This window comes from Halopelagius inordinatus, assembly GCF_900113245.1.
Classification (GTDB): Archaea; Halobacteriota; Halobacteria; order Halobacteriales; family Haloferacaceae; genus Halopelagius; species Halopelagius inordinatus.
The window spans coordinates 680,344-705,785 of sequence record NZ_FOOQ01000001.1 but is presented as its reverse complement, the minus strand read 5'-3'; the positions used below and the strand labels follow the sequence as shown (position 1 = coordinate 705,785).

23 protein-coding genes are annotated in these 25,442 nt (G+C 66.7%); 17 read left to right on the top strand and 6 right to left on the bottom strand.

All coding sequences use genetic code 11. From position 1 onward, the window contains the following. Nucleotides 1-229: 229 nt before the first annotated feature. The 3 genes from BM167_RS03770 to BM167_RS03760 form a co-directional block, all read right to left on the bottom strand. Nucleotides 230-934: a TMEM165/GDT1 family protein gene (locus BM167_RS03770; protein WP_092888932.1), complete on the bottom strand. Its 705-nt coding sequence runs from the start codon at nucleotides 932-934 to the stop codon at nucleotides 230-232. Next, nucleotides 931-1,647, bottom strand: a complete 717-nt coding sequence (locus tag BM167_RS03765; RefSeq protein WP_092888929.1) for a metal-dependent transcriptional regulator — start codon at nucleotides 1,645-1,647, stop codon at nucleotides 931-933. The genes BM167_RS03770 and BM167_RS03765 overlap by 4 nt, the downstream gene beginning before the upstream one ends. A gap of 86 nt (nucleotides 1,648-1,733) precedes the next feature. Beyond that, a complete protein-coding gene (locus BM167_RS03760; protein WP_092888926.1) occupies nucleotides 1,734-2,909 on the bottom strand; it encodes a pyridoxal-phosphate dependent enzyme in 1,176 nt (391 codons plus the stop codon). Between the two features lie 131 nt (nucleotides 2,910-3,040). Between BM167_RS03760 and BM167_RS03755 the strand changes: the two genes are divergently transcribed. Next, nucleotides 3,041-4,363 (top strand): NAD(P)/FAD-dependent oxidoreductase, encoded by a 1,323-nt coding sequence (locus tag BM167_RS03755; RefSeq protein ID WP_092888923.1) that lies wholly within the window; start codon nucleotides 3,041-3,043, stop codon nucleotides 4,361-4,363. 1 nt (nucleotide 4,364) lies between these two features. Here BM167_RS03755 and BM167_RS03750 read toward each other — a convergent pair whose 3' ends face one another. Further along, the gene (locus BM167_RS03750; RefSeq protein ID WP_092891081.1) at nucleotides 4,365-5,069 is read right to left on the bottom strand and encodes a metallophosphoesterase; all 705 of its coding nucleotides are present in this window, start codon (nucleotides 5,067-5,069) and stop codon (nucleotides 4,365-4,367) included. A gap of 93 nt (nucleotides 5,070-5,162) precedes the next feature. On the opposite strand from BM167_RS03750, the gene BM167_RS03745 reads away from it, so the two are divergent. Continuing rightward, on the top strand, nucleotides 5,163-5,969 hold the full coding sequence (locus tag BM167_RS03745; protein ID WP_092888920.1) for a DUF7839 domain-containing protein: 807 nt from the start codon (nucleotides 5,163-5,165) through the stop codon (nucleotides 5,967-5,969). Nucleotides 5,970-6,025: 56 nt separating this feature from the next. Here BM167_RS03745 and BM167_RS03740 read toward each other — a convergent pair whose 3' ends face one another. Continuing rightward, on the bottom strand, nucleotides 6,026-6,631 hold the full coding sequence (locus tag BM167_RS03740) for a J domain-containing protein (protein ID WP_092888917.1): 606 nt from the start codon (nucleotides 6,629-6,631) through the stop codon (nucleotides 6,026-6,028). 125 nt (nucleotides 6,632-6,756) lie between these two features. Between BM167_RS03740 and BM167_RS03735 the strand changes: the two genes are divergently transcribed. The 14 genes from BM167_RS03735 to BM167_RS03670 all read left to right on the top strand — a co-directional run bounded on the left by BM167_RS03735 (nucleotide 6,757) and on the right by BM167_RS03670 (nucleotide 22,812). After that, a complete protein-coding gene (locus tag BM167_RS03735) occupies nucleotides 6,757-7,005 on the top strand; it encodes a DUF8075 family protein (RefSeq protein WP_092888914.1) in 249 nt (82 codons plus the stop codon). Nucleotides 7,006-7,109: 104 nt separating this feature from the next. Continuing rightward, a complete protein-coding gene (ppsA, locus tag BM167_RS03730) occupies nucleotides 7,110-9,440 on the top strand; it encodes a phosphoenolpyruvate synthase (protein ID WP_092888911.1) in 2,331 nt (776 codons plus the stop codon). Nucleotides 9,441-9,518: 78 nt separating this feature from the next. After that, entirely contained in the window at nucleotides 9,519-10,280 is a 762-nt protein-coding gene (locus tag BM167_RS03725; RefSeq protein ID WP_092888907.1) for a CPBP family intramembrane glutamic endopeptidase, read from the top strand. A 66-nt stretch (nucleotides 10,281-10,346) separates the two neighbouring features. After that, on the top strand, nucleotides 10,347-11,453 hold the full coding sequence (mfnA, locus tag BM167_RS03720; protein ID WP_218153760.1) for a tyrosine decarboxylase MfnA: 1,107 nt from the start codon (nucleotides 10,347-10,349) through the stop codon (nucleotides 11,451-11,453). 67 nt (nucleotides 11,454-11,520) lie between these two features. Continuing rightward, nucleotides 11,521-12,132, top strand: a complete 612-nt coding sequence (locus tag BM167_RS03715) for a YqaA family protein (RefSeq protein ID WP_092888901.1) — start codon at nucleotides 11,521-11,523, stop codon at nucleotides 12,130-12,132. Nucleotides 12,133-12,181: 49 nt separating this feature from the next. After that, nucleotides 12,182-12,466 (top strand): hypothetical protein, encoded by a 285-nt coding sequence (locus tag BM167_RS03710; protein ID WP_092888899.1) that lies wholly within the window; start codon nucleotides 12,182-12,184, stop codon nucleotides 12,464-12,466. A gap of 138 nt (nucleotides 12,467-12,604) precedes the next feature. After that, on the top strand, nucleotides 12,605-14,680 hold the full coding sequence (gene metG / locus BM167_RS03705; RefSeq protein ID WP_092888896.1) for a methionine--tRNA ligase: 2,076 nt from the start codon (nucleotides 12,605-12,607) through the stop codon (nucleotides 14,678-14,680). A gap of 230 nt (nucleotides 14,681-14,910) precedes the next feature. Next, nucleotides 14,911-16,671: a pyruvate kinase gene (gene pyk / locus BM167_RS03700; protein ID WP_092888893.1), complete on the top strand. Its 1,761-nt coding sequence runs from the start codon at nucleotides 14,911-14,913 to the stop codon at nucleotides 16,669-16,671. 64 nt (nucleotides 16,672-16,735) lie between these two features. Beyond that, the gene (locus BM167_RS03695) at nucleotides 16,736-16,975 is read left to right on the top strand and encodes a DUF7312 domain-containing protein (RefSeq protein WP_092888888.1); all 240 of its coding nucleotides are present in this window, start codon (nucleotides 16,736-16,738) and stop codon (nucleotides 16,973-16,975) included. Nucleotides 16,976-17,115: 140 nt separating this feature from the next. Beyond that, nucleotides 17,116-18,891 carry a DUF7282 domain-containing protein gene (locus BM167_RS03690; RefSeq protein ID WP_092888885.1) on the top strand — a complete coding sequence of 592 codons (1,776 nt, stop codon included), beginning with the start codon at nucleotides 17,116-17,118 and terminating at the stop codon, nucleotides 18,889-18,891. Nucleotides 18,892-18,988: 97 nt separating this feature from the next. Further along, nucleotides 18,989-20,134, top strand: a complete 1,146-nt coding sequence (locus BM167_RS03685; protein ID WP_092888882.1) for a restriction endonuclease — start codon at nucleotides 18,989-18,991, stop codon at nucleotides 20,132-20,134. Nucleotides 20,135-20,187: 53 nt separating this feature from the next. Next, the gene (locus tag BM167_RS03680) at nucleotides 20,188-20,778 is read left to right on the top strand and encodes an NfeD family protein (RefSeq protein ID WP_092888879.1); all 591 of its coding nucleotides are present in this window, start codon (nucleotides 20,188-20,190) and stop codon (nucleotides 20,776-20,778) included. A 99-nt stretch (nucleotides 20,779-20,877) separates the two neighbouring features. After that, nucleotides 20,878-22,092, top strand: coding sequence for an SPFH domain-containing protein (locus BM167_RS03675; RefSeq protein ID WP_092891079.1), 1,215 nt, complete (start codon nucleotides 20,878-20,880; stop codon nucleotides 22,090-22,092). Nucleotides 22,093-22,185: 93 nt separating this feature from the next. Then, nucleotides 22,186-22,812: a winged helix-turn-helix transcriptional regulator gene (locus tag BM167_RS03670; RefSeq protein WP_092888876.1), complete on the top strand. Its 627-nt coding sequence runs from the start codon at nucleotides 22,186-22,188 to the stop codon at nucleotides 22,810-22,812. Between the two features lie 151 nt (nucleotides 22,813-22,963). Here BM167_RS03670 and BM167_RS03665 read toward each other — a convergent pair whose 3' ends face one another. Beyond that, nucleotides 22,964-23,206, bottom strand: coding sequence for a DUF7123 family protein (locus BM167_RS03665; RefSeq protein ID WP_092888873.1), 243 nt, complete (start codon nucleotides 23,204-23,206; stop codon nucleotides 22,964-22,966). Nucleotides 23,207-23,434: 228 nt separating this feature from the next. Here BM167_RS03665 and BM167_RS03660 point away from each other — a divergent pair, with 228 nt between their 5' ends. Further along, nucleotides 23,435-25,282 (top strand): flippase-like domain-containing protein, encoded by a 1,848-nt coding sequence (locus tag BM167_RS03660; RefSeq protein ID WP_092888870.1) that lies wholly within the window; start codon nucleotides 23,435-23,437, stop codon nucleotides 25,280-25,282. Nucleotides 25,283-25,442 lie beyond the last annotated feature (160 nt).

Genomic DNA, 25,442 nt, shown 5'->3' with positions numbered 1-25,442 from the left:
CCAAGGCGAGACCGAAGACGACGCCGGCGAACAGAGACGGTGCGAGACTCGTCACGTCCGATTCCTACGCGAGGGTATATAAAAAGAACACGGAGACGGAACGGTGGACAGTCGTCCGTAGACGGGGCGAACCGGACGAGGCTGGACTCGGACAGACAGAACGGGTCGCGAATGAACAGGACTGGACGGGAGCCGTCTCCGGGTCGCAGACGAGACTCCTCTCCGGCGCTCAGACGAGGCCCGTCACGGTGGCCGAGACAGCGCCGATGACCGTCTCCCAGACGGAGAACCCGGTCACCATAGAGAGGACGGTGTCGAGTCCGAAGAACAAGAACAGACCCGCGCTGAAGATGTGCGCCTTCCGCATGTCCACCCGGTGGGCGAACGTGTGAAAGAAGTAGGCGTTCGCGAGGCTGACCGGGATGATAGCGAGCATCTCGCCGACCCAGATGGCCGACGTGGCACCGTACTGGACGGCTAGCCCGATGGTGATAAGTTGGGTCTTGTCGCCGAACTCGCCGGCGGCCATCATCGTGAAGATGGGGACGAATCCGCCGAAACTGCCCGAGAGGCGTTCTATCGGGGCCGGTAGGTCCATCTCGCTCGTCAGGCCCTGCATCCCGCCGTCCGTCTCCGCATCGAGTCGGGTCGTCCCGGGGTCCGGCGCGGACCGGAACAACACGACTGCGAAGGTGATGAAAAGCATCGCGGTGATGCCGTCGAGGACGAGCGGAGAGAACGCGTCCTGTAGCGCCTGCCCGAACCAGACTTCGAGCGCCGTCCACCCGGCGAACGCCGACCCGGCGGCGGCGACGACGACGAGGGGGTTGTACCGCGTCGAGAGTCCGGCGATGATGAACTGGACTTTCTCGCCCGGCAACACCAGCAACTGCGCGACGAACGCGACGGTGAGTATCTCGAGGTACCCCGTCACGTCGTGGGTACCTCCTCGCTGTCGCCGTCAGCGTTGCTCGTCGCCCGTACCTGAATCGACGCCGCGACGGCGTCAGGGAGGCTCTGTTCGTCGTCAGCGAGTTGCCGCCCGTCGTCGGCGACGCGCACCGTCACCATACCGAACGGGGCGACGTCCGTCACCTCGACTGTCGTTCCGGGAGTGATGCCCGCGTTCGCGAGATACTCCAACTCCGCTTCGTTCCGGTCGCTGACGCGCGCGACGACGACGCTCTCGCCGACCGTAACGTCGGTGAGTCGCACCGTCTCCTCCTCTTCGAGAGGAGTCAGGTCGGACGAGGGAATCGGGTCGCCGTGCGGGTCGACCGTCGGGTTCCCGAGAACCTCGGCGACGCGGCGTTCGAACTCCTCTGAGATGTGGTGTTCGAGGGCGTCGGCCTCGTCGTGGACCTCGCTCCACGAGTAGTCGAGATGTTCCGCGAGGTACGCCTCGATGAGGCGGTGGTGACGGAGCACTTCCAGCGCCACCGTCTCGCCCTCCGCGGTGAGTTCTGCGCCCTTGTACTTCTCGCGGTGGACGAGTCCGCGGTCCGACAACTTCCCGAGCATGCTCGTGACCGTCGGCGGCGTCTTCCCGAGGTGGTCGGCGATGGCGGACGTCGAGACGGGCGGCCCGCTTTCGGCCTGAATCTGGTAGATGGCCTTCAGATAGTCCTCCATCACGTCGCTCAACATGGCTGGAATTAGAGCCGTCTAAAATAAATATCCTCGGGCTCGAAATCGGTCGGAGTTCGGCGACCGTCACCGGCGCGGAGGAGTTCTCAGACGCCTTTCCCCATCAGGTGACTGCGGAGGATGTCCGCCGTCTTCGTCCCGGATTCGGTGTTGAGAACGACCACGTCGTCGTCGGCACCGACGACGCCGTCCTCCGCGAGTCGCCACGCGGCGGCGACGGCCGCACCGCCCGCCGCGCCGACTTCCAGTCCCGCGTTCTGGGCGGCGGCGACGGCGCTTTCGAGAATCTCGTCGTCGTCGACGGCGAGAGCGTCTCCGCCCGTCTCGGAGACGGCGGCGACTGCGGCGGCCCCGCCCTTCGGGTCGGGAATCTCCAGTTCGCCGACGATGGTGTCGGGGTTAGACCACGGTTCCACGTCGCCCGCGTCGCGCCGGTGCGCGGTGACGATGGGCGCGCACCCGGACGGTTGCGCGGCGTACACCGGCGGCAGGCCGTCTACGACGCCCGCCTCGCGGAGTTCGCGAAAGCCCTTCGTCACACCCGCGACGACTTCGCCCGTCCCCGCGGGGACGACGACGGCGTCCGGCACCGTCCACCCGAGAGACTCCGCTATCTCGAACGCCGCCGTCTTGATGCCGTCGTGGCGGTACGGGTTGTCGAACTCTTGGAGCGTGTGCCACTCGGACTGCAGTTGCTCGTGGAGGGCCTCCTCGGCGTCGGGATACCGGCCGCCGACGACGCGCATCTCCCCGCCGTGGACGTTGACCATCGCCTTGTTCGGAAACGGGGCTCGAGAGGGGACGAACGAGTACGACCGCAGGTCGGCCATCCCCGCGTACGACGCCGCCGACTGACCGGCGTTGCCCGGCGTCGCGAGGGCGACGAGTTCGGCGTCGCTCTCCCGGGCGGCGGTGACGGCGGGCGAGAGTCCCCGGTCCAACACCGTTCCGGTCGGGTTCCGACTCTCGTCTTTGATTCGGAGCGTTCCGACGCCGAGTTCCTCGGCCAGCGTCGACGTCTCGACGAGCGGAGTTCCGCCCTCGTCGGCCGAGAGCGGGTTCGAGAACGGTAGCAGGTCGGCGTACCGCCACATCGTGCCGGTCGGTCTGTCGGTCAACCCGCCCGCGCCCCACTCGACCGCGTCCGTGTCGTACGCCGCGTCGAGATGCGCGCCCGCGTCGCTCTCGCCGGTCGCACTCGCGTCGTATCGCTCACCGGTCTCGGCGCAGCGCAACCCCAGAAACGCCTCGCTCGTATCCATACCGGCCGTTGCGGCCCGACGGACAAATTCCTAGTCATTCCGTCTTTTCGGCCTCGCGCCGCGCGAAGGTGGCTCGCACCGGATGCCTGTTACGCGCAGTACATTAGTGCGGTGCGCGAGAAGGTCCGAACATGGACGAAACCGTCGTCGTCGCGGGCGCGGGCCTCGCAGGCCTCGTCGCGGCGCGTCACCTCGCCGAGGAGGGTGCGGACGTGATAGTGTACGAACGACGCCACGAAGTCGGCGGCCGAGTTCGGACCCAGAAGCGAGACGGGTTCACGTTCGACCGAGGGTTTCAGGTTCTCTTCACCGGCTATCCGGCCGTTCGGCGCGAACTCGACGTGGACGAACTCGACCTCAGGCAGTTCGACCCCGGAGCGGTCATCGCCCGCCGCGGCGAACGCTCGACGCTCTCTGACCCCATCCGCGACCCGAAATCGCTTCTCGCGACTCTGCGGAACGACGAGGTGACGCTCACGGACAAGGTTCGAACGCTCGCGCTCCGCCAACACGTCGGCGACATTGCCGAGGAAACCTCGGCAGGCCGCCGGACGCGGTCCGGCGATGCCTCAGAGCGCCGACTGTTCGAAGGGCCGGACACGAGCATCCGAGAGTACCTCCGCGAGTGGGGCTTTTCGGAGGACTACATCGAGAACTTCGTCGCGCCGTTCTACGGCGGTATCACGCTCGATAGGTCGCTTTCCACCTCGAAACGCGTCTTCGAGGCGACGTTCAAAGCGCTCTCGAACGGTCGAATCGGCGTCCCCGCCGAGGGGATGCAGGCGATTCCCGAACAACTCGCCGAGAAGGCGCGGCGGGCCGGTGCGGAGATTCGCCTCGAAACGGGCGTCGAATCCGTCGAGAACCACGAGGGCGGCGTCACCGTGCGGACGACGGCGGAGACGGTGGAAGCCGACGCCGCAGTCGTCGCCGCCGACCCGAAGGAGTCGCTTCGCCTCTCGGGCGTCGACGAGATACCGACCACCGCGCGGACGTCGACGACGCAGTACTATCGGGTTCCGGCGGGAACCGACCTCGACACCGGGCGGAAACTGCTCGTGAACGCCGAAAACGACGCGCCGAACACCGTCGCGCCGATGTCGAAGATAGCGCCGGAGTACGCGCCCGACGACTACGAACTGCTCTCTGCGACGTTCCTCGGCGCGGCGGCGGCGGACAAAAGCGCGATGGAGTTGGCCGCGGACACGAGACGGACGTTGAAATCGTGGTACCCGGACCGGTCGTTCGGACCCGTCGAGTCCGTCCAGACCGACCGCATCAGGTTCGCGCAGTTCGACCAACCGCCGGGAGTCCACGACCGACTCCCCGACGCGCGCGCGCCGGGCGGGTGGACGTACCTCGCGGGCGACTACACGACGTGGTCGTCGATACAGGGCGCGATGCGAAGCGGTCGAGAGGCCGCCGACGCCGTCGCGTACGACCTCCGCCTCTGAGTCAGAGCATCCGGCGGAACTCGCCCAGAGGCGGGAACGTCAGCGCTTCGCCCGTTCCCTCGTCGTAGACGACGGGCCGGAACGCGTCGATGTCGCAGACGAGGGGCGACTGCACGTCTCGGGTCCGGAGTCCGTTCACGACGACGCCCGGCGCGAGTCGGTTGAACGCCGGAAGCACCAGCACGTCCGCGTCGTGAAACGCGCTCTCGCCGTAGAGAAAGCAGGGTCTGCGCGTCCCCTCGATGGTTATCGCGGGGTGGTCGTGGCCGACGACGTACAGCGACGCGTCGGTCTCCGGGCGTTCGTGCCCGTGGCAGACGACGACGCGCGCGTCCGTCGTCGTACGGAGGACGTACTCGTCGTGGACGGTCCCGTCGAAGACGGAGTCGAGTGCGGTGTCGTGGTTCCCCCGGACGAAGACCGGACGCGCGCCCGCCTCGCGACACGCCGCCGTCAGGTCCGCGACGCCGTCTCGCGCGCGAGTCGTCGCCGACCCGAACTGGTGGAGGACGTCGCCCGCGAAGACGACGGTGTCGGGAGAACAGGCGTCGAGGTGCCCCGCGAGTCGGTCCCGCAGGTCGGCGCGTTCGCCGAGTGGGAACTCGACCGTGGACGCCTCGTCTCGTCCCACGTGAACGTCGGCGACCACGAGGGCGTCCGCGAAGGGGAGATACGCCGCCCTGTCGCGGTAAGCCGCCTGGAACACGGTGGGTCCGAGGGGCGCGACGCCCAAAGCCGTGCCGTTCGCCGCCGCGTGCGGTGACGTGGGTTTTTTACAGCGCGGTTCCTCCGACGGAGCATGACCGGCGCCCTCGAAGACAAGCGCACGGCGACTCGACTCCGCATCCTCGTCGAGATAGCCGACCGACAACCGGCGGTGAGTCAAGGCGAGATAGCCGACGCCGTCGGCGTGACGAGTCAGGCAGTCAGCGAGTACATCCGCGAACTGGTCGAAGACGACTACGTCGAAAAGGAGGGTCGGTCGCGCTACCGCGTCACGAAGGAGGGCGTCGATTGGCTGTTTCAGGAGGTCAAAGACCTGCGTCGGTTCGCGGACCACGTCACGGACGACGTCTTAGAGAGCGTCCAAGAGGACGCCGCCGTCGCCGCCGAGGACGTGTCGGCGGGCGAGACGGTGACCCTGTCGCTTCGCGACGGACTGCTCCACGCCGCCCCCGGGTCGTCCGGCCCCGCGACTGGCGTCGCGACGACGGACGCCGCGGCGGGCGACGACGTGAGCATCACGGGGTTCGAAGGCGTCATCGAAATCGGCCCCGGGAGAGTGACCGTCGTCCAGATACCGCCCGCGCGGTCCGGGGGAAGTTCCGCGGTGGCGCTTTCGGCCCTCGAAACCGCCTGCGACGCCGCAGACGTCGTCGTCGCCGCGGGCGTCGAAGCCGTCGTCGCACTCCGGAAAGCGGACGTCGAGGCGGAGACGACCCTCGCGGCGGGGGAAGTAGCCGCGGCGGCGGCCGCGCGCGGACTGGACGCGACTGTCGTCGCGACGGCGGACCTCGTCGGCAGGGTGACGGACGCCCTCCGCGACGGCGACGCTCTCTACGAAGTCACCGAGGCGGCGCGAGTGGAAGCCGACGCCGGGGACTGAACGCTCCGCGGCGGTGTCGGCGTTCGACCGGAACGCCGAGACCGCAGAGCGAACGCTCAGGCCGTCGCCCCCTCGGCGTGGTCTCTCGCTTTCGCGTACGCCTCCTGTAACTCCTTGAACTCCGACTGCGACCCGCCGTGGTCGGGGTGGGCCTCTTTCACCTTGTCGCGGTAGGCGCGTTTTACCTCCGCGGGGTCCGCCGTCGTCGGCACGCCGAGGTGGTCGAACGACGCCCGAATCGGATTCTCACGGGGCGGCGCGGAGTCGAACGTCGGCACCTCGAACGGGAGACGCCGTCCGAGTCCGTGCGCGGGCATCTCGTGTTCGCAGAGGACCGTGTACGTTCCCGCCCGTTCGAGTCGGAAGTACGCCTGCGCGTCGAAGGTGAGAGCCACGTCGCGTTGCGGGAGGTAGAACGCGACCGTCTCCCCGTGAATGGGGTGGTCTTCGACGAACGGTTCGCCTATCGTCCGGAGGTAGTCGCGAATCTCCACCCGGCGGCGACCCGTGCCGTCGACTCGCGGGCCGCGCGCTACCGGGTCGTCCGGAAACAGTCGCCCCCCGACGAGGAACACCCCCGCGACGACGAGCGAAGCGGCGAGCCCTCCCAGAACGCCGAGGAGGAGCCACGGCGGAACGAGAGTCACCCAGTCCGATTGCACGGCTAGACGGAGGTCACCGAGCGTAAAGAAACTCTCGGGGAGCGAGGGTGCACGGGCGCGCCGTCGCGCCGACCGTCCGCCACCCGCGCGATGGATGTTACTGCCTCCGGGGCCAACCGCTCGCCGTGCAACCGATACGATTCGAGGCGGCCGACTCGTCGGACCGGACGCAGATAGGTGAAGGGTTGACCCGCCCCGCCGTCGCCGCGGGTCGGCTAGAGACCGGTCGCTCGGAGGGGAAGTACTTTCTCCGCCACGACGACGGCTGTGCCGTCTGCGGCGCGGAAGTAGTCGCCGACAAACCGTTTTATCTCGACCCTGAAACCGGCGAGATACTCTGCGAGACGCACGGTGCGGAACGAAGAGGGGAGTAGCCGTCCCCGCGGCCGCTTACGTACTCGCGCCCGAGTTGTATTTTATTCATCCTCGCGTTGTCCGGAAAGTACTTATTACGATTTGCAGTGATGGACAAACGCTAATGGCTGTAGTTTGGCTGGACGACGTGCGCGCCTCCGATTTGGGTACGGTCGGTGGCAAGGCGGCTTCGCTCGGCGAACTCACATCGGCAGGGCTTCCCGTCCCGCCGGGGTTCGTCGTAACCGCAGGAACGTACCGGGCATTCATCGAGGACGCCGGTATCGACGAGGAACTATTCGAGGCCGTCGACGTGGACCACGAGGACTCCGCCGCGTTGAAGGAGGCGCACGAACGCGCACACGAACTCATCGTAGAGACGCCGGTTCCCGAGGAGGTGCGCGAGGAGATTCTCGCCGCCTACGAGGAGATAGGCGACGACGCCTTCGTCGCCGTGCGGTCCTCCGCGACGGCCGAGGACCTGCCGGACGCCTCCTTCGCCGGACAACAGGAGACGTACCTCAACATCCAAGCAGACGACTTGGTCGAACGCGTCAAGGAGTGTTGGGCGTCGCTGTTCTCTCAACGCGCCATCTACTACCGCAATCGGAAGGACTTCCCGCACCACGAGGTGGACATCGCCGTGGTCGTCCAAGAGATGGTCGCCGCCGAGAAATCGGGCGTGATGTTCACGTCGCACCCCTCGACTGGCGAACCCCGCATCATCATCGAGGCGGCGTGGGGCCTCGGCGAGGCGGTGGTGTCCGGCACCGTCTCTCCGGACAACTACGTCGTGGACCGCGACAGCAAGACCGTCGAGACGGCCACCATCGCCGACAAGAAGGTGATGATGGAGAAAGACGAGGAGACGGGCGAGACCATCGAACGCCCGGTCGAAGACGACAGGCGGAACGCGCGCGTCCTCACGGACGAGGAGATAGCCGAACTGGTCGAACTCGGCGAACGCGTCGAAGACCACTACGGCGAACCGCAGGACGTCGAGTGGGCCGTCTACGAGGGCGACATCTACATGCTCCAGTCGCGACCCATCACCACCATCTCGGAGTCCGGTGAGACAGAGGACTCGCAGATATCGGAGGCCGCGGGCGACGGCGGGTCCGCCGAGATGGCGGCGTCCGCCGACAACGGCGCGGAGACGACGGGCGACGGCGACGGCGACGGCGACGTCCTGTTTCGCGGACTCGGCGCGAGTCCCGGCATCGCCTCTGGCGAGGCGCGCATCGTCACGAAACTCGACCACTTAGACCAGGTCGGCGAGGGCGACATCATCGTCACCGAGATGACGATGCCGGACATGGTGCCCGCGATGAAGCGCGCGGCGGGCATCGTGACCGACGAGGGTGGCATGACGTCGCACGCCGCCATCGTCTCGCGGGAACTCGGCGTCCCCGCCGTCGTCGGCACCGGGTCGGCCACGCGCCAACTCGAAGACGACCAACCCATCACCATAGACGGCGACAAAGGCACCGTCAGAGAGGGCGTCATCGAGTCCAAAGACGCTCAGCGCGAACCCATAGAGGACGCGCGCCCGAAGACCCCGGTCAAGCCGATGACCGCGACGGAGGTGAAGGTGAACGTCTCCATCCCCGAGGCGGCCGAACGCGCCGCCGCGACGGGCGCGGACGGCGTCGGACTCCTCCGGATGGAACACATGATTCTCTCGACGGGAAAGACCCCGGCGAAGTACATCGCGGACAACGGGAAACGCGCCTACGTCGACCAACTCGTCGAGGGGATGCGAACCGCCGCCGAGGAGTTCTACCCCCGGCCCGTCCGCATCCGAACGCTCGACGCGCCGACCGACGAGTTCCGCCAACTGGAGGGCGGCGACGACGAACCCAAAGAACACAACCCGATGCTCGGCTACCGCGGCATCCGCCGTTCGCTCGACACCCCCGAGGTGTTCAAATACGAACTGGAGGCGTTCCGTCGCATGTACGAGATGGGGTACGACAACGTCGAGATAATGTTCCCCCTCGTCAACGACGCCGAAGACGTCTACCGCGCGAAGAACCTCATGCAGGAGGCCGGAATCGACCCCGAAAAGCGCCAGTGGGGCGTGATGGTAGAGACGCCCGCCTCGGCGCTCGGAATCGAGGATATGGCCGGCGCGGGCATCGACTTCGCCTCGTTCGGGACGAACGACCTGACGCAGTACACCCTCGCCGTGGACCGCAACAACGAGAACGTCGCGGACCGCTTCGACGAACTCCACCCGTCGGTTCTGAAACTCATCGGCGACACCATAGAGACCTGCCGCGAACTCGACGTGAAGACGAGTATCTGCGGGCAGGCCGGGTCGAAACCGCAGATGGTCCAGTTCCTCGCCGAGAAAGGCGTCTCCTCTATCTCGGCGAACATCGACGCCGTTCGCGACGTGCAACACGAGGTAAAGCGCGTCGAACAGCGTCTCATCCTCGATTCGGTCCGCTGAGACGGTGACCGAGTCGGGGTCCGCCCCCGCACGCGCTTTTATTCCGCGTTCGCCCGTACGTCCGAACCGAGCACGCACATGTCTTCGTTTTCCCCGTCTCCGACCCGCCGCGGGGCGTGGCCCGCCGTCGTCGCCCTCGCGGTCGTTCTCGCCCTGTTCGCGACGACGCTCGTCGTCGCGGGCGTCGCCGGAGCAGTCGTCGTCGTCTCCGTTCTCGCGGCCGACGCCGCCGCCCCGGGCGAGGCGTCCGTCGCCCTGGTTCTCCTCGCGGCAGTCGTTCCGACGGAGGCGGTGTACCTCGCCGTCTCTATCGCGTTCGTCCATCTCAGAGAACTTTCCGTACCGGTTCGGGTCCCGTCGCGGCGCGATACCGGCCTCTCTCTCGCGGGGGCCGCCGTCGCCGTCGTCGCCGCGACGGTAATCTTCGCCGCGGGGAACGCCGCCGGGGTCAGTCCCGTCTCCAGCGCCTTCGAACCGGCCGCGGGGGCCGACCCCGCGGCGCTTTTGCTCCTCGTTCCGCTCTCGCTTCTGGTCGTCGCGCCCGCCGAGGAAGCGTTCTTCCGCGGCGTCGTGCAGGGCCGTCTGCGTCGCGCGTTCGGACCCATCGCCAGCGTCGGCGTCGCGAGCGTCCTCTTTGCGGCCGTCCACGTCTTCAACTACGTCTCGTTCGACCGCCCGGTCGAACTCCTCGTCCCGTTGGCTGCCATCTTCGCCGTCTCTCTCGTCCTCGGTGGCCTCTACGAGACGACGGAGAACCTCGCCGTCCCCGTCGCAGTCCACGGCGCGTACAACGCCACGCTCGCCGTCGTCTCGTATCTCTCCGTCGTCGGCGTCGTCTGAGTCGGCCGAACGCTCGACCGGACAGACAACGGAATCCATAAACGCCGCCGCGAGGAAGGGATGTCCATGCAGCGGGCCGCTCCGCAGGAGTTCAGCCGCGTCCTCTCGTCGATGTGCACGGAACCGCACCCGGCGGCTCGGGACGCCGCAGAGCGGTTCCTCGCGACGAACCCGGGCGACCCGGAGACGTACCAAGAGGTCGCTCGACTCGAACGCCGGGCGGTCGAAACGCTCGGCGAGATTGCCGACCTCTCGGACCCGCACGGCTACGTCACGAGTGGCGGGACGGAGGCCAACGTCCAAGCCGTCCGGTCGGCGCGCAACCGCCTGCGCGTCGAGGACCCGAACGTCGTCGTCCCCGAGAGCGCGCATTTCTCGTTTACCAAAGCCGCGGACGTCCTCGGCGTCGAACTCCGCCGCGTGCCGACAGACGACGACCACCGCGCGGACGTGGACGCCGCGGACGCCGCCGTCGACGACGACACCGTTCTCGTCGTCGGCGTCGCCGGGAGCACGGAGTTCGGCCGCGTCGACCCGATTCCCGAACTGGCCGCCGTCGCTCACGACGCCGGCGCGTTCCTCCACGTCGACGCCGCGTGGGGCGGCTTTTACCTTCCGTTCACCGACCACGAGTGGAGTTTCGCGCACGCGCCCGTCGATTCGATGACCATCGACCCCCACAAGTCCGGGCGGGCCGCCGTCCCCGCGGGCGGCGTTCTCTTTCGCGAACGCGCGGGACTCGACGCGTTGGCTGTCGATACGCCGTATCTCGAATCCACGTCGCAGGCGACGCTCACCGGGACGCGAAGCGGTGCGGGCGTCGCCGCCGCCGCCGCGGCGATGGACGCTCTCTGGCCCGACGGCTACCGCCGCGAGTACGAACGGGTCGCGGAACTCGCGACGTGGTTCGCCGCGGAACTCCGCGAACGCGGGTTCGAGACGGCGGACGTGGACCTCCCCCTCGTCGCCGCCTCGATATCCGAACCGGTCTTCGAACGCCTCCGCGAGGAGGGGTGGCGAATCTCGCGCACCGAGTCCGGGGAACTCCGCGTCGTCTGCATGCCGCACGTCACCCGCGAGATGCTCACCGCCTTCCTCGCGGACGTCGAAGCGGTCCACGCCGCGGGCCCCGAGGCGTGCTCTCTGTCCGGTGACGTCGGCGACGCCCGGTGACGCGACTCACACTCACAGACCCGAAATCTCAAGACTTACAACGTCTCGTTTGGGAGAAGGAACCAACGTGTCTCTCAGCGCCGCCGAGGTACTCGTCGAAGGGGCGGTTCACGCGGGTCACGTAGCCGACTTCGCGGCGACGGGAACGAGTCTCTGGCCCGATTTCGGCTGGTTATCCGACGTCGTCAAGAGCGCGAGCGGCTGGTTCGGACTCCTCGTCATCTTCGCGTACTCGTTTCTCATCGCCTTTGCGCTTCCCGGTGTGAGCGAAGTCGTCCTCCTCGCGCCGATAGATATGGGGCTGACCTACTGGCAGCGGATGACCGTCATCATCCTCGTGAGCGGAGTGGGGAAAGCCGCGGGAAGCGTCTTCGCGTTCCACATCGGACAGGAGGCGAAGGAGGCCGGACCGATCGTCCGCGCGCTTCGTCGGTCCCGGTTCGACGTCGTCGAGTGGTCGGAGAAGACGACGCTCGAACTCGCACGGACGTGGGGGTACGCCGGACTGGCGCTTGCGCTCTGCGTCCCGGGCTTTCCCGACACGCTATCCATCTACGCGTTCTCGGTTCTCGAAGAGGACTACCTGAAGTTCGCTATCGCGACGTTCGTCGGGAGCGTCGGCCGCCTCGTCATCACGCTCGTCGGCTTCGAGGCGGTCATCGCTATCGGATGGCTGTAGACTCCGAACGGCGAGCGGATTTATGCCGCACCGGGCCGTCCCACACCACATGAACGTAGAGACAGGCATGGGTCAGATTCGCGAGGCGATAGCGAACACCGTCGGCACGCAGAACTACGACGACACCACGGAGGGGTCGTACCGACAGACGTTGGAGGAAGTCGAAAGTATCGCCGGCGGGAGCGCCGTCGAGGAGGTAGTCGGGTGGGTGTCCGGCGAAGTCCGCGACGAGGAGGCGATTCCGTCGGACTCGGCCGTGAAGGAACGTGCGGCGCAGATCTGCCGCGACCACGACGCGGATATTCCGTCGTCCTCGCGGTTGGCGAACGCCTGATTCGGCGGTCGCTTTTCTTTTCGTCTCGCTCGCACCCGTCGCACCGGGTGGCCCCGAGGTGCGGACTCGGGATTTCCCCCGCGCGACGCTCCGGAAACCAGCGGGATTTTGGTCCCGCCCCCGAACCACACACGATACATGAGCCACGAGGACTTTCCCACGGACGCGCCAGCGGTGGTGACGTGCGGGCTGCCGTACGCGAACGGTGACCTGCACATCGGACACCTCCGAACGTACGTCGGCGGCGACATCTTCAGCCGGTCGCTCCGCAAACTCGGACAGGAGACGGCGTTCGTCAGCGGGTCGGACATGCACGGCACGCCCGTCGCCGTCAACGCCGAAAAGGAGGGCGTCACGCCCGAGGAGTTCGCGCTTCGACACCACGAGAAGTACGAGGAGACGTTCCCCGAGTTCGAGGTGGAGTTCGACAACTACGGCCACACCCACGACGAGACGAACACCGAACTGACGACGGACATCGTCCGAACGCTCGAAGACGAGGGCTACGTCTACGAAAAGGAGATACAGGTCGCCTACGACCCCGAAGCCGACCAGTGGCTCCCGGACCGGTTCGTCGAGGGAACCTGCCCGTACTGCGGCGAACACGCCCGCGGCGACGAGTGCGACGAAGGCTGTGGCCGTCACCTCGAACCCGGCGAGATAGAAGACCCCGCCTCGACGCTGACGGGCAACCCCGCCGAGTACCGCGAACGCACGCACAAGTTCTTCGAGGTGTCCGAACTGCAGTCGTACCTGCAAGAGTTCATCGACCGACTCGAAGGCACGCCGAACGCCCAGAACCAGCCCCGAGAGTGGATCGAAGGCGAACTGCAGGACTGGTGTATCACCCGCGACATGGACTGGGGCATCGACTACCCCGGAGAGAACCCGAACGACCTGGTCCTCTACGTCTGGGTGGACGCCCCGATAGAGTACATCTCGTCTACGAAGCAGTACACAGAGCGCGTCGGGTCGGAGACGTTCGACTGGGAGGCGGCGTGGCGCGACGAGGGAGAGATAACCCACATCATCGGCCGCGACATCATCCAACACCACACGGTGTTTTGGCCCGCGATGCTCCGCGCCGCGGGGTTCGTCGAACCCCGCGCCGTCATGGCGTCGGGCTTTATCACGCTCAACGGCAAGGGCTTTTCCACCTCGCGGAACCGCGCCGTCTGGGCCGACGAGTACCTAGACGAGGGCTTTCACCCCGACCTGTTGCGGTACTACCTCGCGACGAACGGCGGGTTCCAACAGGACGTGGACTTCTCGTGGGACCGCTTCCGCGAACGCGTGAACAACGAACTCGTCGGCACCGTCGGCAACTTCGCCTACCGGTCGATGCTGTTCGCCTACCGCGAGTTCGAGGGGACGCCGGACGCGCCTCTCTCCGAGGAGGTTCGCGACCGCATCGAAGTGGCCATAGAGGAGTTCCGCGCGGGCGTCAACGACTACTCGGTCCGAGAGGCGGGCAACGCCGCCGTCCGACTCGCGCAGTTCGGCAACGAGTACATCCAGCGAAACGAACCGTGGAAACTCGACGACGACGACGCGCAGAAGGCGCAGGTCATCCGCGACTGCGTGCAGGTTGCGAAGGCCGTCGCCGTCCTCTTCGAACCCGTCGTGCCGGGGAAAGCCGAGACGCTGTGGGCCGACCTCAACGAGACGGGCGACGTTCACGAACTCGACGTAGACGCCGCACTCGACGCGCCCGCCGACTCGTTCGACGAACCCGCGGAACTGTTCGAGAAGATTCCCGAGGAACGCGTCGAGGAACTCAACGAGAAGCTTCAGTCCCGCGTCGAAGCCAGCGAGGACGAAGGGGAAACCGAAACTGACGAGGCGTCCGACCGAGGCGATACCGACGTGAGCGACGAATTCGAACCCCTGCTGGACGACCGCATCAGTTTCGAGGAGTTCCAAGAACTCGACGTCCGCGTCGGCGAAATCGTCGACGCCGAGGGCATCGAGGACGCGGACAAACTCGCGAAGTTGACCGTCGATATCGGCGTCGAGGAGCGTCAGATAGTCGCCGGTATCAAACAGCTTCACGACTTAGAGGAACTGCCCGGAACGAGAGTCGTCGTCGTGGCGAATCTGGAGAAAGCGGAACTGTTCGGCGTCGAATCCAACGGGATGGTCCTCGCCGCGGGCGAACAGGCCGACCTGTTGACGACCCACGAAGACGCGGTGCCCGGCACGAAAGTCAAGTAACGGAGGCTCCGTCTCCGCGGGTCGTTTCTCCGTCTCGTCTGACCGAGTTGCGAGTCCGGGCGCACGGACGGGGCGCGCCGACCGACACCCGGTCTCGGGCGGGCGCGCATCTCCCCGCCGAGAGAGACGGCGAGACGGCCGCTTACCGTCCGCGAGGCGGCGTGCGAGAGCGTCTCACTCGAACGCCGTCATCGTCGGGCTTTTTTATCTATTCGCGAGTAACACGACGCATGAGAAACGCGAAAATCGTCTGTACGCTGGGGCCAGCGTCGGACGACCGAGCCACGATTCGGTCGTTGGCCGACGCCGGGATGAGCGTCGGGCGACTGAACGCCAGTCACGGGACGCCCGAACACCGCGCGGAGGTCATAGACCGCATCCGCGACGTGGACGAGATGACGACGGAACCGATCGCGGCGATGGTCGACCTGCAGGGGCCCGAGGTTCGGACCGCCCCCCTCGACGAACCCATCCACCTGGAGACGGGGTCCGAGGTCCGGTTCGTCGAAGGCGACGACGCGACGCCCGAAGAGGTGGGTCTGTCGTACTCTATCGCCGCCGCGGAGGCGGGCGATACGGTTCTGCTCGACGACGGCCGAATCGAGGCGACGGTCGAGCGAATCGAGAACGGGGCCGTCGTCGCGCACATCGACTCGGGTGGCGAACTCAGCGGTCGCAAGGGCGTGAACGTCCCCGGCGTGAGTCTCGACATCGACCTCATCACCGAGGGCGACCGGCGGGAACTGGAAGTCGCCGCGGAGAAGGAAGCCGACTTCGTCGCCGCCTCGTTCGTCCGCACCGCAAACGACATCTATACCATAAGCGACGAACTGGAGAACCTCGGCGCGGACATCCCCGTCGTCGCCAAGATAGAGCGCGCGGGGGCCGTCGAGAACTTAGACGAGATCATCGAGGCGGCGTACGGCGTGATGGTCGCCCGCGGTGACCTCGGCGTCGAGATGCCGCTAGAGGACGTCCCCATCATCCAAAAGCGCATCATCCGGAAATGTCACGCGACGGGCACGCCCGTCATCACGGCGACGGAGATGCTCGACTCGATGGTCCACGCGCGGCGGCCGACCCGCGCGGAGGCTTCCGACGTCGCAAACGCCGTCCTCGACGGCACCGACGCGGTGATGCTCTCGGGCGAGACGGCCATCGGCGACGACCCCGTCCGCGTCGTCGAGACGATGGACAGCATCGTCCGGCAGGTGGAGGCGAGTCCGGAGTACGACGAGACCCAAGAGAGCCACATCCCGACCGCAGAGGACAACTCGCGGACGGAGGCACTCGCGCGGTCCGCGCGCTACCTCGCTCGCGACGTGGACGCAAGCGCCATCGTCGCGGCCTCCGAGTCCGGCTACACCGCGCGGAAGACGGCGAAGTTCCGGCCGGGCGTTCCGGTCATCGCGACGACGCCGAACGACCGCGTTCGCCGCCAACTCGCGCTCTCGTGGGGCATCATTCCGACGTACTCGCCCTACCACAACGGCGTCGACGAGATAATGGACGACGCCGTGGACGCCGCCCTCGAGACGGAGGTGGCGTCTTCTGGCGACACCATCGTCGTCCTCTCGGGGATGATGACCGAACTGGAGGGGACGAACACGACGAACATGCTCAAAGTCCACGTCGCCGCCGAAGCCATCGCCACCGGCCGGAAGGTGGTCGGCGGGCGCGTCGCCGGACCCCTCGCGTTCGCCCCGGACGGCGACCTGACGAACGTGCCGAACGGGTCGATTCTCGCCTTGCCCGCGGACTTCGACGCCGAGTTCGAAGGCGACGCGAAGAACCTCGGCGGAATCATCGACGCGCGGCCGGGGATGACGGGCTACCCCGCACTCGTCGCGCGCGAAATCGACATCCCGATGATATCGGGCGCTCCCCTCCCGGAGAGCGTCGTCGCGGGCACCGAAGTGACGGTTCACGCCGAACGCGGCGTCGTCTACGAGGGCAACGTCATCGAACACGACGCCGAAGGACGCCGCTGACGCGCGGACGACGTTCGCCTCCCGGTCGGCAGGCATTTGCCGGTGTATCGCTTACCGTCCGATGATGGACCGACCCGACGACGCAGACACCGCCCGCGAGAACGACGCGGACCGGACGGCCGAGGCGGGCGCGACGCCCACCGAGGACACCGCCGGTCTGTTCTGGTCCGACGAGGAGGGAGCGGAGACTCCCCGACTCGAACCGCTGGAGCCCGGGCGACCCTCGCCCGAGAACGTCCTCTTCGTCGTCCTCGGGGCTCTCGGCACCGTCGCCCTCGTCTTGACGGCCGTCTCCCCGGTCTGACCGGACGGCGACCGAACGCCTCGACGCCCCCGCGAGGAGCGAATCCGAGCCGCCGAGTTATCAATTCTGAGTACCTGACCGTAGTCTTTTATGGGTGATGCCGGGTAGAGATGCGTAACGCTCCCGCTTCGTCCACTCCGATGAGACGCACACACATACTCGCGACGGCGGTGGCGACGATGCTCGTCGTCGCCGCGGTAGCAGTCCCGGCAGACGCCCTCACGACAGCCACCGGTTCGGATACGTCAGTTGCCTTCGCCGCCGACGACGCCTCCGGTTCGTTCGGCGACGGCAACGTGACGGTCACCCGCGGCGACGAACTGACGTTCAGCGTCAGTCACTCCGGTCCCGCGAACGTGACTATCGGCGGCCCCGATTACGGCTACCACCTCCGAATTCGGCTCGGCGGGTCCGGGACGGACGAGGTGAGTATCGACACGTACGCTGCGACGGACGCCGACCCGGACACCTACGTCACCGGCGGCGACGCGACGCTTCTCTCGGAACCGCTGGAGAAGCCCCTCGAACCCGCAGACTACCTCATGCGCGTCGACGTCGGCGGCGACGAACGCGACATCGCGACGCTGACCGTCGAACCGCGCGGGGAGACGACTGCACGAACCCTCGTCGCGCCCGGCGAGTTCGACCCCTCCGAGGTGGGGACGGACGGCGACGGGAACGCCGACGTCGGACCTCTCACCGGCATCGCCTCGGCGAGCGAACCCGTCGCGAAAGGCGATTACGCGGTGGTCGAGATAGAAGAACAGGGACTGGAGACGGCGTTGAACGCCGCGGACCTGAGCGGCGACGACGCGGCAAACGGCGTGAAGCTGAACTTCACGCAGACGGCTCCCGGGCCGAACCGCGAGCCCACGTCCTATCTCGCGCACGGAACCTCGGGCGGCGCGAAGCGAGCGAACGTGACCGTCTACCCCGACTTCGAGAACGACCGGATATACGCCGTCTGGGACACCTCGAACGTCTCGCTCTCGCGGCAGTCGGAGCGAAATCGGTACGAAGCGCGACTCACGCTGACGGAATCGAACACGCTCGACGACGGAGAGAGGGTGCTGGCGACGACGCCCGTCCGGATAGTTCGCCCGACGGCGAGTCTCGCCCCCGAGACGGACCGCGTCCACTACTCGTGGGAGAACGACACGTACGTCGTGTCCGGGACGACGAACCGCGCGCCGAACACGACGTTCGAGGTACGGATGCGTTCGCCGGACCCGAGCGCGTTCCTCAAGATTCGGCGGGCGACGGTCGACGGAGACGGGCGGTTCGAGGCGTCGTTCGACCTCGGGGACGTCTCTCGCGGCGCGAACGCGACGATGTGGGTAGACGACCACCAAGGCGAGACGATGCAGGAGGTCGCGATAGTCGCACCCGACCCGACCGTCAGATTCGACGACCAAAACCCCGGCGACGACCCGCAACTGGACGTCGCGTACGCCGAGGTTCCCGAGGGCGGGTTCGTCAGACTCGTCGACGAGGGCGGCACCGACGTGGGGTGGTCGAACTATCTCGAACCGGGCCGCCACGAGAACGTCTCCGCGTCGCTCTCTGTTCCCCTGTACGACTCACAGACGATACGCGCCGAACTCGTCGCCGACAGAAACGGCGACGGGTCGTACGACGCCGGAAACGACACCGCCTACGTCCGAAACGACTCCGTGGTGAACGACACCGCTTACGTCGATTTCCCGGCGGCACCGACGGAGACGGCGACACCGACGCCGACGCGGACTGCCACGCCGACGCCGGACCCGACGGCGACGCCGTATCCGATTTTGACGAATACGCCGTTGGGGCCCTCGGAGGCGTCGGAGTCGAGTATTCCGCTTCCGCTCTCGATTCCCGTACTCGCGTTCCTCGGCGCAGCACTCCTCATCGCTCGACGGAGGTCCACCAGATGACCGCACTCCACTTTCAGTCTCCGACCCGCCCGCGACGAACCGCCGCCGAGGCGACATCCCACGCCGCCCGGGCGACGCGTCTTCGAGGTGAGACGCGGTGATTCCCGAACTCGAACCGGACGAGTTCGTCTCGTTTCTCTCGGACCTCTGGGGCGAACGCGGATGGGAGACGACGGTCCAAGAGCGAGCGAACGGGACGTACTTCATCATCGGCGAACGCGGCGACGGAAAGCGAGGCGTGCTCTTCGTCTTCCCGACGACGGAGTCGCACGTCTCGGGGCAACATCTCCGCCGGTTCGTGACGCTCTGCGGAAAGAAAGGCGTGGACGTGGCCGTCGTCGCCACCCAAGGCGCGTACGCGGACGAGGCGCGGAAGATAGCCGACGCGAAGGGAATCCACCTCCTCGACCGGTCCACGCTGGAGGGTACCGTCGAAGAGGGAGAGTTCCACCACGTCCTCCGCGAGTACACGGGCGGCGGTCCGTTCGATCCGATTCTCGCGAAACTCAGAGCGCTCGGGCTCCCGGTACCCGAGACGCTCCCCGTCACCCTACCGTTCGACCCCGCCGAGATACAGACGCGAATCAGAAACAGGCTCGGCGGGTACGGCGGCGGGTCCGACGACTCCGACGCCGCCGACGGACCGACGCCACCCGACGGGGCGAACGACGACGGCGACGACGGCGACGGTGGCGGGCGACTCGACGCGCTTCCGGTGTCGCCGCGGACCCTCCTCTCCGTGGTCGTCGCGGCACTGCTGTTGGTCGCCGCGGGGTCAGTCGCGGGGATGCTCGGACTCCCCGGGGCGGGCGGCGGCGACGAATCGACGGCGGTCTCCGCCGTCTCGACGGCCGGCGCGAACGCGAGTCTCGACGCGCGGTGGAACGCGAAGACGACGGACAGCGTCACGATAAACGGGACCACCTACGACGCGCCGCCGAACGAGACGTTCGTCGTCGTTCGGATGAACGTCACGAACGTCGGCGAGTCGCCCGAACAGTTGTCACAGAGCCAGTTGGCGCTCGAAGTGGCGGGCGACCGGTACGGCTACCAACCGCTTCGGAACGCGACCGGGTTCCCCGCCGGGGGTCTGTTCGCGCCGGGCGAGTCGCGCGACGTGTGGACGGTGTTTTCGGTGCCCGCCGACGCCCAAAGCGGGACGCTCCTCGTACAGTCGAGAGACGGGCCGGGCGTCCGATTCACGAGAGATAGCTCCGTCGCCCCGGACGCGACCGAACCGTAGCGGACCGTCGCAGGCGTGCAAATCCTTAATCGTGAGCGTTCCATAGGTCCGGTATGCTCGGGTCGTCGCTCTCGCTGTTGCAGTTCTCTATCGGCCCAGAGGCGTTACCGCTCCTCCTCGTCACGGCCGGACTGGGTCTCACGCTCGCGGAGGCACTCGCGCCCGGCGCGCACTTTATCGTCCTCGGCATCGCGCTCTTGGCGGCGGGACTCGTCGGACTCGTCCTCGGGCCGTTCGCGGGACCCGTCGTCCTCGGCGTTCTCGTCTTGCTCTTCGGGAGTCTGGCGCTCTACGGCTACCGCGAACTCGACTTCTACGGCGGGAAAGGAACCGGCCAGACGTCGGACTCGGGGTCGCTCCGCGGGCAGACCGGCCGCGTGACGGAGCGAGTGACGCCGACGGACGGCGAGATAAAACTGCTCGAAGGCGGCGGGTTCAACCCTCACTACGCCGCGCGGTCGGTGAGCGGCGAGATAGCCGAAGGAGAGGAGGTCATCATCGTAGACCCCGGCGGCGGAAACGTCGTCACGGTCGAATCGCTCAACGCGCCGCAAGACGAGATAGACCGCGAACTGGCGCGGGACCGAGTTCGGTCGGCCCGAGACGACGACGCCGCCGTCGAGTCCGAAACCGAACGCACCTGACGCTCGGACGCCCGCGAAAGCCGGTCCCGTCACGCAGTTCGGTCGTCGGGGGGTCGGGCTAACGCTTATCCGGACACCTCACTAATCTCCGGTATGGTATTGGACCTCGTAACACTCCAGTTCGGTCTCGGTCTCGGTTTCGGTTCGTACCTCGTCGGACTGTTAGTCCTCCTTCTGGCGGTCGTCACCGTCTACCAGATGGTGGAGATCGTCGACGCGTACGAGAAGAAGGCGCTGACGGTGTTCGGCGAGTACCGCCGACTACTCCAACCCGGTATCAGCTTCATCCCACCGTTCGTGTCGCGGACGTACGCCTTCGACATGCGGACCCAGACGCTCGACGTGCCGCGTCAGGAAGCCATCACGCGGGACAACTCGCCGGTCACCGCCGACGCCGTCGTCTACATCAAGGTGATGGACGCGAAGAAGGCGTTTCTCGAAGTCGACGACTACAAGAAAGCCGTCTCGAACCTGGCACAGACGACGCTTCGGGCCGTCCTCGGCGACATGGAACTCGACGACACGCTGAACAAGCGACAGGAGATAAACGCGCGAATCCGGAAAGAGCTCGACGAACCCACAGACGAGTGGGGCGTTCGCGTCGAGAGCGTGGAAGTCCGGGAAGTCAACCCCTCCCAAGAGGTCCAACAGGCGATGGAACAACAGACCTCCGCGGAACGCCGCCGCCGCGCGATGATCCTCGAAGCGCAGGGTGAACGTCGCTCCGCCGTCGAGACGGCGGAAGGTGAAAAGCAGTCGAACATCATCCGAGCGCAGGGTGAAAAGCAGAGCCAGATTCTCGAAGCGCAGGGTGACGCCATCTCCACCGTCCTCCGCGCGAAGTCCGCCGAGTCGATGGGCGAACGCGCGATAATCGAGAAGGGAATGGAGACGCTCGAAAGCATCGGACAGGGCGAGTCGACGACGTTCGTCCTCCCGCAGGAACTCACCTCGCTTCTCGGCCGGTACGGCCGACAGCTCTCCAACAGCGACGTTCAAGAACAGGCCGGTCTCGACAGCCTCGACTTCGACGCCGAAACCCGAGAGCTCATCGGCTTAGACGACATCGAAGAGATTCTCGGCCAGATAGACCAAGCCGCCGAGATGGACGTCGAAGAACTCGAACAGGAGGCCCAAGCGATAAAGGAGGGCTCCGACCCCGATATAAAGAGCGCCGACGAGATAATCACCGAGGCGGACGCGGAGGACAAAGCGGACATCCGCGACTCCGACGAAGTCGTCGACGACGGGGCGGACGCGGCGGCGAATCCCGACTCCGACGAAGACACGGAGGTCGAACGAGAGCTCGAATAAGGCTGAAAGTCACGAAATGGAACGTATTAACGCCTCACTACGACCGGAGCGAAGCGCTTTTGCACCCGACCGTCCCTACTCCAGGTAGTACAGATGGCAGAAAATGGGGTGGACGAAGAAAAACGGGCCACGCTGCGACGGTTCGCGGCGTTCGGGGCCGCGACGCCGCTCGTCGGGTTGGGAGACGACGACGGAAGTGGGGACGAACCGGCCGAATCCGGAAGCGACGCGCGGGACGCTATCGTCGGATACGTGGCCGCGACGCCGGGTGCGCATTTCTCGAAAGTTCGCGACGACCTGAAGCTAGGGACCGGTGAGACGCAGTATCACCTGCGACATCTCCTCGAAGAGGGCGTCGTCGAGTCCCGGCGCGACGGCGACTACAAACGGTTCTTCCCGACCGGGCGGTTCAGCGAGTTCGAACAGGCGTCGCTCGGCTATCTGCGTCGTTCGACGGCGCGCGGGATGGTGATCGAACTGCTCCGCGACCCGGACGCCACGGGGTCCGACCTCGCAGACCGCCTCGACGTGTCGCGCGCGACGGTGAGCACGTACGCGAGAGAACTCGACGAGGCCGGTCTGCTCTCGCGCGAGAACGGGTACGCCGTGCGTCGCCCCGAGACGCTCATCACCCTCCTCATCCGGTACGCGGACTCGTTCGGCCCCGACGCCGCCGAGTTCGCCGGTGACGCCGCACAGATAATTCGGTTCGACCCCTGACGGCGGCGTCGCTTTCGTCCGATATTATCCGAAAAACGAGCGTCCGCGCGAGAGCGACGGTGCTGGCATATACAGGCGACGAACGACGAAATTCCCGCGACGGCGGAGCGCGGTTCGCCGTATCGCGGTGGTACGGTCAGTTAATGTGGGCTTAGACGGTCACTTTCCACGTCGTCCCCGAGGAGTAGCCCCACTTTTCGACCGTCACGTCGAACTCGTCGGAGAGAAGCGCTCGCATGTTCGCGCCGACCTCTTTCGCGGACAGACCGAGGTCCTCGGCGATGAGGCGGGATTTGAAGTACATCTGCTCCGGCGCGTTCGTTTCGAGGTACCGCAGGATACGTCGCTGTTTGTCGCTGAGGTCGGTCGTCGGGGCAGAAGCGGTGGTGCTCATACTTCTCGCAAGACGGTAGGAGGGTATGAGGGGTTTGGTACGAGTGCTTAACACGCCTCCGTCGTGCGATTCTTCGGCCCCGACGACCCCCACGTTGGGAACGACGGTATGGAGCAGGTACGGTCGTCTAACAGTATCGTAATCGAGACATTCAGGGCTTGTGCACCGGTTCATCCGCCGGATACGAAGACAGAAAATACATACCCGCGGGAGGGCCATGACAGAGCAATGAGTCGTCCGACCGCAGGGGACGCGGTCGACGCTTCCGTAACCGCCGAGGTGAGCGTCGTCCTCCCTGCATACAACGAAGAGGACACTATCGAACGGACCGTCGAGACGACAGTTTCGGCGCTCTCTCGGTTCCTCCCCGCCGACGCGTTCGAGGTCATCGTCGCCGAAGACGGCTGTTCGGACCGAACGCCCGAAATTGCAGAGCGAATGGCCGACGAGGACGCCCGCGTCCGGCACTTCCACAGCGACGAACGACTGGGTCGCGGCGGGGCACTCGAACACGCCTTCGCGGCGGCGACGGGCGACGTGCTCGTCTACTTCGACACCGACCTCGCGACGGACATGCGACATCTCGAAGAACTGGTCGAACGGGTCCGGTCCGGCGACTGCGACGTTGCCACCGGGTCGCGGTGGATGCCCGAGAACGTGGCGTCGCGACCCGCAAAGCGCGGCGTTCCGAGTCGCGCGTACAACGGCCTCGTGCGCACGTTCCTCCGGTCGGACCTCCGAGACCACCAGTGCGGGTTCAAGGCGTTCTCCCGCGAGGTGTTCGAGACGCTCCGCGACGACGTGGAAGACGAACACTGGTTTTGGGACACCGAGATGCTCGTCCGCGCCCAACGCGAGGGGTTCGCGGTCGAGGAGTTCGCCGTGGACTGGACGCCGAAAGGCGACACGAAGGTCGATTTAGTCCGGGACGTGTTCGGGATGGGGAGCCAGATACTCCGCACGTGGTGGCAACTGGCGGTTCGCCCCCGCATCACGCGCCGCGTCGCGTTGGTCGCCGGTGCGGTTCTCACCGTCGTCGCGATGCTCCTCATGACGCAGTACATCGACTTCGGGGCCGTCGTCTCGGAGGTGCGACAGGCCGACGCGGCGTTCGTCGCCGTCGCCACCGTCGTCTACCTCCTCTCGTGGCCGGTCCGCGGAATCCGCTACCGCGACATCCTCGAAGAGTTGGGCTACCGGGAGAAGGCGGGCTTTCTCACCGGCGCGGTGTTCGTCAGCCAAACCGGGAACCTCGTCTTCCCCGCGCGGGCGGGTGACCTCATCCGCGCGTACGTGGTGAAAGCGCGGCGGGGAATCCCCTATCCGACGGGATTCGCCTCGCTCGCGGCCGAACGCGTCTTCGACCTCCTCACCATCGCGGGACTCGCAGGTATCGTCCTCGTCGGGTACACCGTCACCGGGCAGACGGCGGAACTCGCGGAGACACTCGTCGGCGCGGAGGAGGCCGGACAGGTCGCCGTCGTCGTCGCGACACTCGTCGGTCTGGCCGCCGTCGTCGCCGTCGCCGTCATCGCCTTCACCGCGCGGTCCGACAGCAACTTCGCGGGCGCACTCGTCCGCCGGGCGAGTTCCGACTCCTACGCGGAGTACGTCGCGGGCGTCGTCGAACGGTTCGCGAGCGACTTACAGACCGTCGCCGGGACGCGACGCGGGTTCGCCCGCGTGGGCCTGTCGAGCGTCGTCATCTGGACGCTCGACGTCATCACGGCGGTCATCATCCTCGCGGCGTTCGACCCCGGACTCGGACTCGTCGAACTCCTCGCAGTCGGCTTCTTCGCCGTCAGCGTCGGCAACCTCGCGAAGGTGCTTCCCCTCTCGCCGGGCGGCGTCGGCCTCTACGAGGGCGCGTTCACCCTGCTCGTCATCGGCCTGACCGACGTGGGACCATCCATCGCCATCGGCGCGGCGGTGTTGGACCACGCGTTGAAGAACATCGTCACCCTCGTCGGCGGGTACGCCTCGATGATCGGACTGAACGTCTCTCTGACGACGGCCGTCGAAGAGACGCGCGACGTCAGAGAGTCCCCCGACGGGGCGGCGAGACTCGACGACTAGACACCCACCTTTTTGCAGAGGGTGCTACGCACCCTCTCCAAAAACCTGGAGGGAAAAAGGCCGACTTCGCCGCCTTCGGCGGCTCCGTCGGTGAACCGCTCGCTTCGCTCGCGGATGCTCTACGCCGACGTACCGCGAGCGACCGAAGCGAACGAGCGGG